The organism is Lichenihabitans sp. Uapishka_5 (genome assembly GCF_033947565.1).
Lineage (GTDB): Bacteria > Pseudomonadota > Alphaproteobacteria > Rhizobiales > Beijerinckiaceae > Lichenihabitans.
This window is the reverse complement of record NZ_JARPVX010000013.1, coordinates 13,423-26,772: the sequence shown is the minus strand read 5'-3', so window position 1 is coordinate 26,772 and position 13,350 is coordinate 13,423. Positions and strand designations below refer to the sequence as shown.

The window sequence follows — 13,350 nt, the reverse complement described above, 5'->3', positions numbered from 1 at the left end:
CGAAAGAGCAAGCGACGACGGCCGATCAATGGCCGGTGGTGTCGGCGTTCTGCACCGCCTCGAACAGGAACCAGGTGCGGCGCTCGGTTTCGTCGATGTAGTTCTCGAGCAGGCTGGCCGTGGCCACGTCGTCGTGCTCGTCGCACACTTCGTGGGCTTTGCGCATGTTGCGCGCCATCGTCTTGTTGTCGGCGCAGAGTTCACGCAGCATGTCGAGCGGCGACACGAATTCGGCGTCGTTGTTCTGGACGCGCGTCAGGGCGTTGATATTGCCGAGCGAGCGAACCGTCTTGCCGCCGATCTTGCGGACGCGTTCGGCCAGCGGATCGGTGGTGGCGAAGATCTGATCCGCATGCTCGTCGAGCAGCAGGTGGTAGTCGCGGAAATGCGGGCCGCTCATGTGCCAATGGAAGTTCTTGGTCTTCAGGTAGAGCGCGAAGGCATCGGCCACGAGCTTGTTGATCTCAACCGAGATCGCCTTGGTGGCATTGTCGCCGAGGTCGGACGGGGTGAGCAGCGCCATCGGGTCCGTGTCGGCGACCTGGCTGATCTTGTCCTGTGCCATGCTGGGGTTCCTTTCGTGACGGCGCGCCAGAGCGGCGCCGGCTTCTTCGCGGAGACGCATGCCGGGCGGGGAAGGTTCCTCGGCTGGGGCAAATCGGCCGGCAAGGCTTACGTCCCACGCTGCGCGACGTTGCCCAGTCCGGGGCGACAAAGCCTAACCCGGAATCGGTGTGCTTCGGCTTGGATCGCCCAGCCTTCCCGGTCGAGGCCCTCCGCTGGCGCTGCGGCCGGAATGAGGGTGGTCGATCATATGAGGCAACCTGATGTATAGCGGCAGGATGATGCTTCGCACCCTGATGGCCTTCATGGCCTTTTACGCCTTCACCACCCGGGCTGAGGCCGACAGCTTCCATGCCGCGCCGCTGAAGCGGGGCACGGCGATGCCCGTGCAGGCTTATGGCCAGCAGAACCCGGCCTGTGCCGAATGGACCAACGGCTGCGTGATCTGCACCGTGACGGCCGGCCACGCCCAATGCTCGACGCCGGGCATCGCTTGCACCCCGGCTGGCCTCACCTGCCGGCGCAAGACCACGCCTTGACGATCGGGCAACCAACCGCCAGCCACTGAGGCCTGAACGCGCCGCTCACCCCTCCTTCGGCACGTTGCGGTCGAGTTCCGCCAACCAGGCCACGGCGTTTCCGTCCGACGGCGCCCGCCAGTCGCCGCGCGGCGACAGCGAACCGCCGGCCAGCACCTTCGGGCCGTTCGGCATCGCCGAACGCTTGAACTGGCTGAAGCCGAAGAAGCGGCTGAGGAAGTCCATCAACCAATGGCGGATCGCCTGTAGCCCATAGGCGCCGCGCTTGTCGGCCGGGAAGCCGGGCGGCCAGGTGCCACGCTCCGCATCCTCCCAGGCCATCAGCGCGAGAAAGGCGATCTTCGACGGACGGAAGCCGTGGCGCAACGTGTAGAACAGGTTGAAGTCCTGCAGCGCGTAGGGGCCGACCTTGGCTTCCGTGCTTTGCGGCCGCTCGCCCTCCGCCACCGGCACCAATTCGGGTGAGATCTCGGTCGCCAGGATCGCATCGAGCGTCGCATCGACGTCCGGCTCGAACTGGCCCGATGCCATCACCCAGCGGATCAGGTGTTGGATCAGGGTCTTCGGCACGCCGCCATTGACGTTGTAGTGGCTCATCTGGTCGCCGACACCATAGGTGCACCAGCCGAGCGCCAACTCGCTGAGGTCGCCGGTGCCGAGCACGATGGCGCCCTGGTGGTTGGCGAGGCGGAACAGGTAATCGGTCCTGAGGCCCGCCTGGACGTTCTCGAAGGTCACGTCATAGGCGGGCTTGCCGTCCGCATAGGGGTGCCGCAGGTCGCCGAGCATCTGCCGGGCCGCCGGCCGGATGTCGAGTTCCTCGGCCGTCACCCCCAGGGCCCGCATCAGCGCCCAGGCATTCGCCTTGGTGTTCGCCCCGGTGGCGAAGCCCGGCATGGTGTAGGCCAGGATGTTGGCGCGCGGCAGGCCCATCCGGTCCATGACCTTGGCGGCGACGATCAGCGCGTGGGTCGAGTCGAGGCCGCCCGACACGCCGATGACGATGCGGTGGGTCCGGATCGCCTCGAGCCGCTGCCGCAGCCCCGACACCTGGATGTTATAGGCCTCGTAGCAATCCTGGTTGAGCCGCGCCGGATCGGCCGGCACGAAGGGGAAGCGCTCGATCGGCCGCAGGAACCCGATATCGGTGTCGGGGGGATCGAGCCGGAACGGCACGGTGCGAAAACTGTCGGGCCCGATGCCACAATGCCGGCGGTTGTCGTCGAAGGTGCCCTGCCGGGCACGCTCCTGGCGCAGCAGATCGAGGTCGACGTCGGCGAAGACGATCCCGTCCTCGTCCGGAAACCGCTCGCTTTCGGCCAGGGTGACGCCGTTCTCGAAGATCGAGGTCTGCCCGTCCCAAGCGAGGTCGGTGGTGGATTCTCCGCGCCCCGAAGCGGCGTAGAGATAGGCCGCGAGGCAGCGCGCCGACTGCGACTGGCTCAACAGCTTTCGCGTGTCGGCCTTGGCCACCGTGATGTTGCTGGCCGACAGGTTCGCCAGCACGGTGGCGCCGGCCAGCGCCCCGGCGCCGCTCGGCGGGCTCGGCACCCAAAGGTCCTCGCAGATCTCGGCATGCACCACGAGGTCGGGCCGGTCGCTCGCCTGGAACAGGAGGTCGGGGCCGAACGGCACCAGGGTGCCGTCGAGCTGCATCGCGTCGCCCGCGAGTCCGTCGCCCGAGGCGAAATGGCGGCGCTCGTAGAATTCGCGGTAATTCGGCAGGTGCACCTTGGGCACCACGCCGAGGATGGCACCGCGATGGATCGCCACCGCGCAATTGTAGAGCCGGCCCCTGTGGCGCAGCGGCGCGCCGACGAGCAGCATCGGCAGCAGGTCTCGCGAAGCGTCGACCAGCGTCGCGAGCCCCGCCTCCACCGCATCGAGCAGCACATCCTGCAGCAGCAGATCGTCGAGCGCATAACCCGACAGGCTGAGTTCGGGGAACAACGCCAGGGCGGCACCCCGGTCGTGGCAGGCGCGGGCCGCCTTCAGGATGGTCGCGGCATTGCGGGCCGGATCGGCGATCGCGACCCCGGTGGTGCAGGCCGCCACCCGGGCGAAGCCATGGCGGTAGATCGAACGAAAGCTCATGCGGGCCGCTCCTCCCCCTGCACATGGCGCAGGAAGGGGCGGCCCATCAAGTCCCGCGACCTAATCGCGCTTGAACAGCGCGAGGTCGACCGCCTCGCCCATGGCCTTGTAGCCGGCGTCGTTGGGGTGCAGGTGGTCGCCGAAGTCGAAGTCGGCCCGCAGGTGATCGGGCCGTGCCGGGTCGCGCACCACGGTGTCGAAGTCGATCACCCCGTCGAAGCTGCGGTTGGAGCGGATAAAGGCGTTGACGGCCTGCCGTTTCGCCTCGCCCTCGGCCGAGAAATAGCCCGGGAACACCGTATCGGCGAAGGGGGTCAGGGTGGCGCCGAAAACCTTCAGGCCGTGCGCATGAGCCCGGTCGGCGATCTGCGTCAGCCCGGTCGTGATGTCGGCCGCGCTGACGGCCTGATCGCCGAGCGCCGCACTGGTCGGGTGACCGATGTCGTTGATCGATTCCATGACGATCACGCTGCGGGCTCCCGGCACCGACAACACGTCACGGTCGAAGCGCGCCAGGGCCGCGGGCCCGAACTGCGCCTCGGGCAGATCGTGCAGCACCCGGTTGCCGCTGATGCCGGCATCCACCACGCCGACCGCCGCATGAGCGGCGGCGAAACGCTCGGCCAGCACGTCGGGCCAGCGATGGTTGGCGTCGAGGGCCGAACCGTAGCCGTCGGTGATCGAGTCGCCCAGCGTCACCACGGCCCCGGCGTCCGGGGCGTCGACCTCGACGCCGCTGAGGAAGAACCGCGCGGTGCTGGTGGCGGCGCCCGGCAGGGTTTCGGCCCCGGTCCTGTCGCTACCGTCGAACAGAAAGGTTGTGGCGCGCCCGAGCGGGTGGGTGGCTGCGGGCCCTGTGTCGCGCGGCACGTACAGGCTGATCGCAAGGCTATCGAGCGCGCCCACATCCATCGCGACGGGATCGCTCAACGCGGGCGCACCGGGCGGGATCGTGATGCCAGGTCGGCCGCCGAAGGTCAGCGCCCGGTCGGTGGCAGGGTCGACGCTGCCCGGCGTCGCGCCGGGTTTTGCCAGATGGGCGGCGCCGATGACGAGAGGGGCCGTGCCCATCTCGTTGCTGAGCCGGATGCGCACCGACGTGCCACCGAGCGACAACCGGACGATCTGGCGGATCGTCTGGTTGGTGACCTCCGGGCCGTTCGGGAAAGCCGGCGGCGCGCCCCAACTGCCGACCCAATGCGGCGCCGCGCTTTGGGCCAAGGCAGTGCCGCCCCCCAGCACCAGGACCAGCCCTAGGCCGGCAAGGCCCGTCCTCACAGTCGATCGGCGCATCGCTTCCTCCCAGTTATATGTCGTTCCGGCGATGCTCGCCCGCGCTTTCGCCGGAGGCAAGCCGACCCTTGTAAAGCTTTGTTGATCTGCCGCCGCTTCTTGGCGATGCTGGTCCGGCCCGGGGACCCTTCCGGCAAAGGAAACGGCGGAACCATGATCGATCGGTCGGCACGGGTTTGGGGGGCGACGGCGCTGGTCCTGGGGAGCCTGACGGCGGCGGGCGTTGCGCGGGCTGAGGACTGCACCATCCCGGTCGGCCTCGTGATGGAGCTCACGGGCCCTGCCGGCGAATACGGTCAAGCAGGCGCCAAGTCGGTCGAGATGGCGTTCCGCGATCTCAACCAGGCGGGCGGCGCCCAGGGTTGCCGGATCGTCACCGACACGCGGGACTCGCATTCCACCGGCACGCTGGCGGTCGACGCGGCCCAGCAGCTCGTCCAGGTCCGCCACGTGCCGGTGATCATCGGCGGCATCATCTCGTCGGTGACGATCCCGATTCTGACAGCCGTGACGGCGCCCGCCAAGGTGGTGCAGGTGTCGCCCGCGTCCTCGTCGCCGACGCTGACGGCGCTCGGCCGTGAGGGCAAGACCAACGGCATCTTCTTCCGCACCATCACGTCGGATGCGCTGCAGGGCGTCGCGGCCGCCCGCTACGCGCTCGACAAGGGCTTGAAGAAGATCAGCATCATCCACGTCAACAACGATTTCGGCGTCAACCTCGCCCAGGAATTCTCGGCCGCCTACAAGGCGCTCGGCGGCACGATCGTCACCACCGTGCCCTATAACGAAAAGCAGCCGAGCTACGACGCCGAAGCGACGGCCGCCCAAAGTGGCGACCCGGAGGGGCTCTACCTCGTGTCGACCCCTGTCGACGGCGCCACCATCGCCCGGGCCTGGATCGCGGGCGGCGGCCCGCAGAAGTTCCTGCTCAACGACGGCATGAATTCGCAGGACTTCATCGCCAGCGTCGGGCCGCAATATCTGAACGAAGCCTACGGCACCTCCTCGGGCACGGCGCCGACCGCCTCGACGGCCTATTTCAACGCCGGCTACAAGGCCTTCTCGGGCCTCGATCCCGCCAGCCCGGCCGCCGACCGCTCGTATGACGCGGGCGCCATCGTGGGGCTTGCCATCGCGGCCGCGCCCTCGCGGGAGCCGCTGGCCATCCGGGACGCCATTGCCAGGGTCGTGGACCCGGCTGGCGCACCGATCGGGGCCGGGCCGGAAGAATTCGGCAAGGCGCTCACCCTGCTGAAGCAGGGCGAGACGATCCGTTACGAGGGGGTGATCGGGCCGATCCGCTTCGACCGCTACGGCGACATCACCGGCCCGTTCCGCTTGTGGAAGATCACCGATGGCGTGGTGACGACGACGGGCGAGATGGGCACCGACACCGTGAACGCCCTCAAGGCCAAGATCGCGACACCGTGAGGCGCGGCGGCCTCGCCACAGCGTCGATTTTCTGCCCGCCGTCGCGGGGGCGCGGTTTGCTTTCGCCCCCTGGCGCCGCCATATAGGCTTCATCCCTGAAGCCTGAGGCCGGCCTTGAACCGGCTGGAGGATCGCATGTTCATCGAAACCGAAGCGACACCCAACCCCAACACCCTGAAGTTCCTGCCGGGCCGCGCCGTGATGGCTGCGGGCACGCTCGACATCCGCGACCCCAAGACGGCCGAACAATCGCCGTTGGCCCACGCGCTGTTCTCGATCGAGGGCGTCAAAGGCGTGTTCTTCGGCTCGGATTTCGTGTCGGTCACCAAGGACAGCGGCGACTGGGGCCACTACAAGCCCTCGATCCTCGGCGCCATCATGGAACACTTCATGTCGGGGGCACCGCTGGTGCTGGCCTCGGACGCCGATGTCCGTGATGACGACGACGAGTTCTTCGATGCCGAGGACGAAGAAACGGTCGACACCATCAAGGAACTGATCGAGTCGCGCGTGCGGCCCGCCGTGGCAGGCGATGGCGGCGACATCACCTTCAAGGGCTATCGGGGCGGCACCGTTTATCTCAGCATGCGTGGCGCTTGCGCGGGCTGCCCCTCCTCGACCGCGACGCTGAAGCACGGCATCGAGAACCTGCTGAAGCACTTCGTGCCGTCGATCCAGGCGGTCGAGCAGATCTAGGTCCAGGCATGACAGCAAGCCCACCCTCGAGCGCCAAGCGCGTCAGCCGATGCCGGAGCCGGCATGGCTGAGGTTGCGTCGCGGGTGGGCGCGCTGTCGCGACAGCGTTGCATCCTGGCCATCGACACGGCGCTCGGTGCAGCGTCGGCCTGCCTGCTGGAGATGAATGCCAGCAAGCCGCTGGCGGCCGAGTCGCTGCCGATGCAGCGCGGCCATGCCGAAGCCCTGATCCCGCTGCTCGACCGCCTGGTGGCGCGGCTCGACGGCGGCTTCGAGGCCGTCGGCCGCGTCGCCGTCACGATAGGCCCCGGCTCCTTCACGGGCATCCGGGTCGGTGTTTCGGCGGCTCGGGCCGTCGGCCTCGCGTGCCGGGTGCCGGTGGTGGGCGTGTCCACCCTGCAGGCGCTGGCGGCGCCCGCTATCGCGGCCAAGGCGGCGGGTACCCTGATCGCTGCCATCGACGCGCGGCACGGCAGTGTTTACGCCCAGATCTTCGGCCCCAACGGCACCACCTTGATGGAAGCCTGCCATCGCTCCGTCGCGGATGTGATCGAGGCGGCAGGCCCGGGTCCGTTGCGCCTCGTCGGCTCGGGCGCCCCGATGCTGGCCATCGAGGCCTGGTCGCGCGGCCGCGTGGCCGATGTCGACAGCCAGGCCGCGGCCCCCGATATTGCCCTGGTGGCCCGTCTCGGCGCCCTGGCGGACCCTGACCCGGCGGGCCCGAAGCCGCTCTACCTGAAGGCGCCCGACGCCAAGCCGTCCGCGACGCTCGTGCGGCGCCTGCCCGATCCCATCGAACCCACGCCTGCGGACGCATGATCTCGCCGTTTCCCCTCCTCGGCAAAACGCCGCCGCCGATCATCCAGCCGCTCAACACCGGCCTCGCGGATGCCTGCGCGGAGTTGCACGCCACGGCGTTTCGTTATTCCTGGGGCGAGCACGAGTTCGAGCGGCTGATCAGCGCCTCGAACGCCTTTGGGGATGCGGCCATCGATCCGCGCAAGCGCACCCTTCTTGGCTTCGTCCTGTCGCGGGTCGCAGCCGACGAGGCCGAAGTGCTGACCGTGGTGGTGGCGGCCGGGCAGCGCAAACGCGGCATCGGCCGACAACTCCTGACGAGCCATATCGGGCGGCTGCGCAACGTCCATGTGAAGACGCTGTTCCTGGAAGTGGGTGAAACCAACACGGCCGCCCGCAAGCTCTATGGCAACCTCGGCTTCGCCGAGGTGGGGCGGCGCAAGAATTATTACCGCACCGACAACCCCACCGAGCAGATCGCGGCCCTGGTGCTGCGCCGCGACATCGACCCGACCCAACGGCGCGGCTGGGACGCCTAAAACTCGCTCCCGGCTTTGCCGCCGTCAGGCCTTGTCGATCGTCACCACATAAAGCGTGGCAAGACCCGCGAGCCGCACGGGCTCTGGGTCAGATGCCAGGATGGCCAGATCCTGCGCCGCGACAACCGCGTCTTCGACCTGCACCTGGCCATCGGCGCAAAACACCAGCGTCGTAGTGGCCTGCCGCGGCAGCGCCAACACCCCGTCGAGCCGGATCGCGTGCATCGCATGCCGCCATGATCCTCGCCGCGTCATCATGTTCAAATCGCTGATCGGCCCGTCCAGGAGGCTGGCCGCGGTGGGCACGTCGCCCGGAAAGGCGAGTGGGTCATCGCCGGGCTGAAGCCGATATGCGCCGCCGCCCACATCCAGCTGCAACCCGGCGCCGCTGAGCAGCGCCAACGTCCGGTCGATGCCTGCGAAGGCCGAGAACGGGCCGTCGCTCGCCACCGTGGCACTGCTTAGTCGCCAGGCGAAGTCTTCGAGCCCAGCCCCGGCGGGCTCCACGGCGATCTCGATCGTTTCCCCTCCGCCGTTCTTCCACGGCATGCGGCGGCAGTCGGCGGCGCGAACGATCCGCATCAGCGTTGAACTCCAGACAGGGCACGCCCGTGAGGGCGGGCCGGATGGCCGGCAGTCCGTAACATAGTGACAGCCTATGCGTCCGTGCCGAGCGGAACACGACGCTTGGAGACCGTCATCGGGCAGCCTCATGGGATCGAGCAGGATGAAGGATGTTTTGGACTCCATGCAGCAGCGGTCTCACGCAGATCGGCTGGCAATCGGACCCTAACGACGGTCTGTGGCTTGCCGGCCAGTGTGGCCACAGAGGGCCCGACCCTCGCTCGCCAAAACCTTGTTTGGAAATCTTCCAAGGTATTGCAACCTTCCTGCTTTGGAACTATTGTAATCTGCAACGGGGCACGGGGCCCTGGCGGAGACCTCCGATGAACAACGTGACCTGCAGCAAGTGCGCTTTCTTCGACCTGCACTCGAACGGCATCCAGACGCCGACGCAGGACGGCCTGTGCCGCTTCAACCCGCCGGTGTCGCAGCCGAGCGCGCAGGATCACGGTCTGTGGCCGGTGGTGTCGACGGGCGATTGGTGCGGTCACTTCTCGGCCGGCACGACCCAGACCGCTGCTGAGTAAGATCCTCGGCCACACGCCGTCACAGCAGGGCGGCTCCACCTCAAGTTGAGGCCTTTACTGTATGCCCCTAGTGGGTATGATAGGTAAGGCTCGAGGTAGACCGTCATGATTGTAAGAATTTTGGGGCAAGCGGAGATTCAGGTCTCTGTTTGCCCTCTCGTTGTTGGGACAACGGGGAACAAGCAAGCGCAAGGCGAACACGCCACCGAGCCCCCGGACGCTTCGCGCCATCCCGAGAACCGGACAGATATAGCGTACCGGCTGATGCAGCTGGAGCAGGCGCGCTGCCTTATCGATGATCGGCTCTCGATCTTTCGCAGATTGCAGGCGTGTCGCTTGTCCTAATCGCAGATCTCAAGGCGACGGTCAGAGATTTTCCGTCGCCTGGGCCAGAAACGCCGCCACATAGGGCGCGAACGAGCGCCAGCATTCGATGCGGAAAGCATCCGGGGCCACGCGCCACAACACCACCTCAGATTTGCCCAGGACCGTGCGGCTGCAAAAGCCTACCGGGGTCGCCGCTTGGTCGAGGTCGAGGGGGCACCCTTCGGCCAGGAAAGCCTCGACACCGTCTCCCATCACGGTGAAGCCGGTGTTGCGATGGGAAATGTCGACCAGGCTGTGCGGGACGGCCGCCAGGGCCTGCTCGATGCCGTCGAACAACGCCGTGGCATTCGGCAGGGACGCCACCAGCATCCACTCGTCCGGGCCGAGCCACAGAATGGCCCGATCGCCTTGTTGGGTCGCGCGGCACGTGTCCTGACCTGGCGCGATGCCGAAGGCAGACCCCAGGGGCGCCAGATCCGCGACTGGACCGCGTAGGCTGAATCGCGCCAAGGGCGGCAAGGGCGTGACGGCCACATTGCGGCGGCCCGCCATGGGGCCGCGACGGTCGAGGGGGGCCAGGTCAGCCATTCAGCCGCGCTCCTTCGGGATCATAGAAGACCGGCTTCGTCAGCTTCGCCGCGACGGACCCGTCCGGCATGGGAATGAAGACCGTCTCGCCCAGGCGGCCCCGCCCTCCTTCGATCACGGCAAGCGCGATGGACCGGCCCAGCACCTCGCTCCAATAGGACGAGGTGACATGTCCGATCGCGTGGGTGCCCTTGGCTGGCGACGGGTCGCCGACGATCTGCGCGCCTTCTTCCAGCACCGTGCGCGGATCGTCGGTCAACAGGCCGACGAATTGCTTGCGGTTCGGCACCACGAGGTCGGGCCGACCGAGCGAGCGCTGGCCAACGAAGTCCGGCTTCGCCTTGCCGATCATGCCGCCCATCCCGGCATCATCGGGCGTCACCGTGCCATCCGTGTCCTGGCCGACGATGATGTAGCCCTTCTCGGCCCGCAGCACGTGCATCGCTTCGGTGCCATAGGCGACAGCCCCGACCTTTTCGCCTTCGGCCCACAACGCTTCCCACGCGGCACGGCCGTAATCGGCCGGCACATTGACCTCGAAGCCGAGCTCGCCCGTGAAGCTGACGCGGAACAAGCGCATCGGCACGCCCCGGAAGGTGCCGAGCTTCAGCGCCATGTGGGGCAGAGCGTCGGCCGAAATGTCCATGCCGTCGACCAGCGGCTGCAGCATGTCGCGCGCCCGCGGCCCCTGCACGGCGATCACGGCCCATTGTTCGGTGGTGGAGGTGAGCCACACCTTCAGGTCCGGGAACTCGGTCTGCAGATAATCCTCGAGATGCGCCATGACGCGCGGCGCGCCGCCCGTCGTGGTGGTGACGTGGAAGCGGTCGGCCGCGATGCGCCCGACCACGCCATCGTCCATGATGAAGCCGGCCTCGTTGAGCATCAGGCCGTAGCGGCACTTGCCGACGCCGAGCTTGCTCCAGCCGTTGATGTAGACGCGGTTCAGGAATTCCGCCGCATCGGGGCCGACCACCTCGATCTTGCCGAGCGTCGAAGCGTCGAAAAGGCCGGCGCGCTTGCGCACGACCTTGCATTCACGATTGACGGCCGCATGGATGTCCTCGCCGCCCTGGGGGAAGTACCAGGCCCGTTTCCACAGGCTGACGTCCTCGAAGCGGGCGCCATGCGCGGCGGCCCAGCCATGGATCGGGGTTTCCCGCACGGGGTCGAACAACGCGTCGCGCGACAGGCCGGCGAAGATGCCGAAGGTCACGGGCGTGTAGGGCTGCCGGAACGTCGTCAGGCCGATCGCCGGCACCGGCCGGTCCAGCGCCGCCGCCGCGATGCCGAGCGCGTTCATGTTGGACGTCTTGCCCTGATCGGTCGCCATGCCCGAGGTGGTGTAGCGCTTGATGTGCTCGATCGAGCGGAACCCCTCGCGCATCGCCAGCGCAATGTCCTTGGCCGTGACGTCGTTCTGGAAATCCACAAAGGCCTTCACGGTTGCGGCGTCGCGGTCGTGCGGCGTTGCCCCGATGAAGCCCGGACCCGACGAGGCATCGTCGCCCACCACGCCGAAGTCGCGCGGCGGCACGGTGCCGTGAGCGGCCGCCGCCGCGCCGACGCGATACCCGTCCCGCAGGGCGTCCGCGAGGCCGAAGCCACCCGCGCAGGCCCCCACGGTCGATTGCGGCTGCACCGGCACGTCGGGCAGGAAGCTCTGGCTGGCCTCGTCGTAGCGCAGCTTGCCGCGCGATTGCGAGAACAGATGCACCGAAGGCGTCCAGCCGCCGCACATCAGCACGAGATCGCAGGTGATCGTCTCGACATCCGTCACATGGACGCCGCTGACGCGGGCGACCCGCACATCCGCGACGCGGTGGCTGCCGCGCGTGCCGACCACGGCCGAGCCGCGCTGGATCGGCAGTCCGGCGCGCTCGGCCGCCTGCACGAGGGCGCCCTCGGGGCGTTCCCGCAGGTCGACGATGCGGGCGACCGCGATGCCGGCGGCCGCCAAGTCGAGCGCCGTCCGATAGGCGCTGTCATGGGCGGTGGCGATCACCACCTTGCGGCCCGGCTTGACGCCGAAGCGGTTGAGGAAGGTGCGCCCCGCCGAAGCCAGCATGATGCCGGGCCGATCGTTGTCGGGGAACACCAGGGGGCGCTCAATGGCGCCGGTCGCCAACACCACATGCTCGGCCCGCACCTGCCACATGCGCTCGCGCGGGGCCCGATGGCCGGGCTTGGCCAGGTGGTCGGTCAAGCGCTCCTGCAGGCCGACGAGGTTATGGTTGTAATAGCCGAAGGCCTGGGTGCGGCACAGCAGGGTGACGTTCGGCCGGGCCGAGAGCTCCGCGACCGCACGGGACGCCCATTCGTCGGCCGGAACGCCCTCGATGCCGCCATGCTGGTCGTCGAGCAGCGAGCCACCCATGGCGGGGTTCTCGTCGCATAGGATCACCCGCACGCCGGTGGCGGCCGCCGCAAGGGCAGCCGCAAGGCCGGCAGGACCGGCTCCCACAACCAGCACCGCGCAATGAGCGAAGCGGTTGGCATAATGATCGGGGTCGGGGACTTTCGGCGCGGCACCGAGCCCCGCGGCGCGGCGGATCGCCGGCTCGAACAGGTCGGCCCACAGCTTGGCACCCTTGATGAAGCGCGGCCCCATGAAGGTCTTGTAGTAGAAGCCGGCGCCAAGCATCGGCGACACCAGGCCGTTGACGGCGCCAACATCGAGCGCGAGCGTCGGCCAACGGTTCTGGCTGTGGGCCACGAGGCCGTCGTAAAGCTCGACCTGGGTGGCGCGCAGGTTCGGCGTCACCCGGCCACCGCCGCGATCGACCGTCACCAGCGCGTTGGGCTCCTCGGCGCCGGCCGACAGGAGGCCGCGCGGGCGATGGTATTTGAAGGAGCGGCCAAACAGGTGGACGTCGTGGCTCAACAGCGCCGAAGCCAGCGTATCGCCGGCGCAGCCCGCATAGGAGCGGCCGTCGAAGCTGAAACGGACCATTTGGCTGCGGTCGATACGACCGCCGCGCGGCAGGCGAAGGGCGCCACTCATTGCTGGGAGCTCCTGGGCGGCTCGGCGCTCGGGACGGGGACCGGCTCGACGTCCGGCCGGGCTTCGCCGACCTTGTAGGTGGCGAGGATCTGATCGCTGACGGTGTGCCGCAAACAATTGAAGAAGCGACCGCAGCCGGCCGTATGGCGCCAGCGTTCGGCCACGACGCCCTTCGGGTTCGAGCGGACGTAAAGAAACTCGGCCCAGGCCTGGTCGTCGGCCTGGCCGGGATTGCGGGCGATATGGGCCTCGCCGCCGTGCTTGAACTCAAGCTCGTTGCGCGGGCCGCAATAGGGACAGGGGATCAGCAGCATCGGGGAACCCTG

13 protein-coding genes are annotated in these 13,350 nt (G+C 68.1%); 6 read left to right on the top strand and 7 right to left on the bottom strand.

Annotation, left to right across the window (positions count from 1 at the left end):
- Positions 1-25: 25 nt before the first annotated feature.
- On the bottom strand, positions 26-565 hold the full coding sequence (locus P7D22_RS07790) for a Dps family protein (RefSeq protein WP_442916049.1): 540 nt from the start codon (positions 563-565) through the stop codon (positions 26-28).
- A 277-nt stretch (positions 566-842) separates the two neighbouring features.
- Between P7D22_RS07790 and P7D22_RS07785 the strand changes: the two genes are divergently transcribed.
- Entirely contained in the window at positions 843-1,103 is a 261-nt protein-coding gene (locus P7D22_RS07785; protein WP_319933660.1) for a hypothetical protein, read from the top strand.
- A gap of 45 nt (positions 1,104-1,148) precedes the next feature.
- Here P7D22_RS07785 and P7D22_RS07780 read toward each other — a convergent pair whose 3' ends face one another.
- Positions 1,149-3,197, bottom strand: a complete 2,049-nt coding sequence (locus P7D22_RS07780) for an NAD(+) synthase (RefSeq protein ID WP_319933659.1) — start codon at positions 3,195-3,197, stop codon at positions 1,149-1,151.
- Positions 3,198-3,257: 60 nt separating this feature from the next.
- Positions 3,258-4,490, bottom strand: coding sequence for an SGNH/GDSL hydrolase family protein (locus tag P7D22_RS07775; RefSeq protein WP_319933658.1), 1,233 nt, complete (start codon positions 4,488-4,490; stop codon positions 3,258-3,260).
- 153 nt (positions 4,491-4,643) lie between these two features.
- Between P7D22_RS07775 and P7D22_RS07770 the strand changes: the two genes are divergently transcribed.
- The 4 genes from P7D22_RS07770 to rimI all read left to right on the top strand — a co-directional run bounded on the left by P7D22_RS07770 (position 4,644) and on the right by rimI (position 7,954).
- A complete protein-coding gene (locus P7D22_RS07770; protein ID WP_319933657.1) occupies positions 4,644-5,921 on the top strand; it encodes an ABC transporter substrate-binding protein in 1,278 nt (425 codons plus the stop codon).
- A gap of 135 nt (positions 5,922-6,056) precedes the next feature.
- The gene (locus P7D22_RS07765) at positions 6,057-6,617 is read left to right on the top strand and encodes a NifU family protein (RefSeq protein WP_319933656.1); all 561 of its coding nucleotides are present in this window, start codon (positions 6,057-6,059) and stop codon (positions 6,615-6,617) included.
- Positions 6,618-6,680: 63 nt separating this feature from the next.
- The gene (tsaB, locus tag P7D22_RS07760; protein WP_319933655.1) at positions 6,681-7,436 is read left to right on the top strand and encodes a tRNA (adenosine(37)-N6)-threonylcarbamoyltransferase complex dimerization subunit type 1 TsaB; all 756 of its coding nucleotides are present in this window, start codon (positions 6,681-6,683) and stop codon (positions 7,434-7,436) included.
- A complete protein-coding gene (gene rimI / locus P7D22_RS07755; RefSeq protein ID WP_319933654.1) occupies positions 7,433-7,954 on the top strand; it encodes a ribosomal protein S18-alanine N-acetyltransferase in 522 nt (173 codons plus the stop codon). The genes tsaB and rimI overlap by 4 nt, the downstream gene beginning before the upstream one ends.
- Before the next feature lie 24 nt (positions 7,955-7,978).
- Here the strand turns inward: rimI and P7D22_RS07750 are convergent, their stop codons facing one another.
- Entirely contained in the window at positions 7,979-8,536 is a 558-nt protein-coding gene (locus P7D22_RS07750; RefSeq protein WP_319933653.1) for a HutD/Ves family protein, read from the bottom strand.
- Between the two features lie 365 nt (positions 8,537-8,901).
- On the opposite strand from P7D22_RS07750, the gene P7D22_RS07745 reads away from it, so the two are divergent.
- Positions 8,902-9,105 (top strand): hypothetical protein, encoded by a 204-nt coding sequence (locus P7D22_RS07745; protein ID WP_319933652.1) that lies wholly within the window; start codon positions 8,902-8,904, stop codon positions 9,103-9,105.
- 366 nt (positions 9,106-9,471) lie between these two features.
- Here P7D22_RS07745 and P7D22_RS07740 read toward each other — a convergent pair whose 3' ends face one another.
- The 3 genes from P7D22_RS07740 to P7D22_RS07730 are packed head-to-tail and all read right to left on the bottom strand — an operon-like array spanning position 9,472 to position 13,338.
- Positions 9,472-10,020, bottom strand: a complete 549-nt coding sequence (locus tag P7D22_RS07740) for a sarcosine oxidase subunit gamma (protein ID WP_319933651.1) — start codon at positions 10,018-10,020, stop codon at positions 9,472-9,474.
- A complete protein-coding gene (locus P7D22_RS07735; RefSeq protein WP_319933650.1) occupies positions 10,013-13,024 on the bottom strand; it encodes a sarcosine oxidase subunit alpha family protein in 3,012 nt (1,003 codons plus the stop codon). Before P7D22_RS07735 ends, P7D22_RS07740 begins: the two co-directional genes overlap by 8 nt.
- Positions 13,021-13,338, bottom strand: a complete 318-nt coding sequence (locus tag P7D22_RS07730; RefSeq protein ID WP_319933649.1) for a sarcosine oxidase subunit delta — start codon at positions 13,336-13,338, stop codon at positions 13,021-13,023. Before P7D22_RS07730 ends, P7D22_RS07735 begins: the two co-directional genes overlap by 4 nt.
- Positions 13,339-13,350 lie beyond the last annotated feature (12 nt).

Excerpts from the sequence above, each read along its gene's own strand:
- P7D22_RS07740 (WP_319933651.1), bottom strand. The coding sequence starts at position 10,020 with ATGGCTGACCTGGCCCCCCTCGACCGTCGCGGCCCCATGGCGGGCCGC.
- P7D22_RS07780 (WP_319933659.1), bottom strand. The coding sequence starts at position 3,197 with ATGAGCTTTCGTTCGATCTACCGCCATGGCTTCGCCCGGGTGGCGGCC.
- P7D22_RS07790 (WP_442916049.1), bottom strand. The coding sequence starts at position 565 with ATGGCACAGGACAAGATCAGCCAGGTCGCCGACACGGACCCGATGGCG.
- rimI (WP_319933654.1), top strand. The coding sequence starts at position 7,433 with ATGATCTCGCCGTTTCCCCTCCTCGGCAAAACGCCGCCGCCGATCATC.
- P7D22_RS07785 (WP_319933660.1), top strand. The coding sequence starts at position 843 with ATGATGCTTCGCACCCTGATGGCCTTCATGGCCTTTTACGCCTTCACC.
- P7D22_RS07775 (WP_319933658.1), bottom strand. The coding sequence starts at position 4,490 with ATGCGCCGATCGACTGTGAGGACGGGCCTTGCCGGCCTAGGGCTGGTC.
- P7D22_RS07765 (WP_319933656.1), top strand. The coding sequence starts at position 6,057 with ATGTTCATCGAAACCGAAGCGACACCCAACCCCAACACCCTGAAGTTC.
- P7D22_RS07770 (WP_319933657.1), top strand. The coding sequence starts at position 4,644 with ATGATCGATCGGTCGGCACGGGTTTGGGGGGCGACGGCGCTGGTCCTG.
- P7D22_RS07745 (WP_319933652.1), top strand. The coding sequence starts at position 8,902 with ATGAACAACGTGACCTGCAGCAAGTGCGCTTTCTTCGACCTGCACTCG.
- tsaB (WP_319933655.1), top strand. The coding sequence starts at position 6,681 with ATGGCTGAGGTTGCGTCGCGGGTGGGCGCGCTGTCGCGACAGCGTTGC.
- P7D22_RS07750 (WP_319933653.1), bottom strand. The coding sequence starts at position 8,536 with ATGCGGATCGTTCGCGCCGCCGACTGCCGCCGCATGCCGTGGAAGAAC.
- P7D22_RS07735 (WP_319933650.1), bottom strand. The coding sequence starts at position 13,024 with ATGAGTGGCGCCCTTCGCCTGCCGCGCGGCGGTCGTATCGACCGCAGC.
- P7D22_RS07730 (WP_319933649.1), bottom strand. The coding sequence starts at position 13,338 with ATGCTGCTGATCCCCTGTCCCTATTGCGGCCCGCGCAACGAGCTTGAG.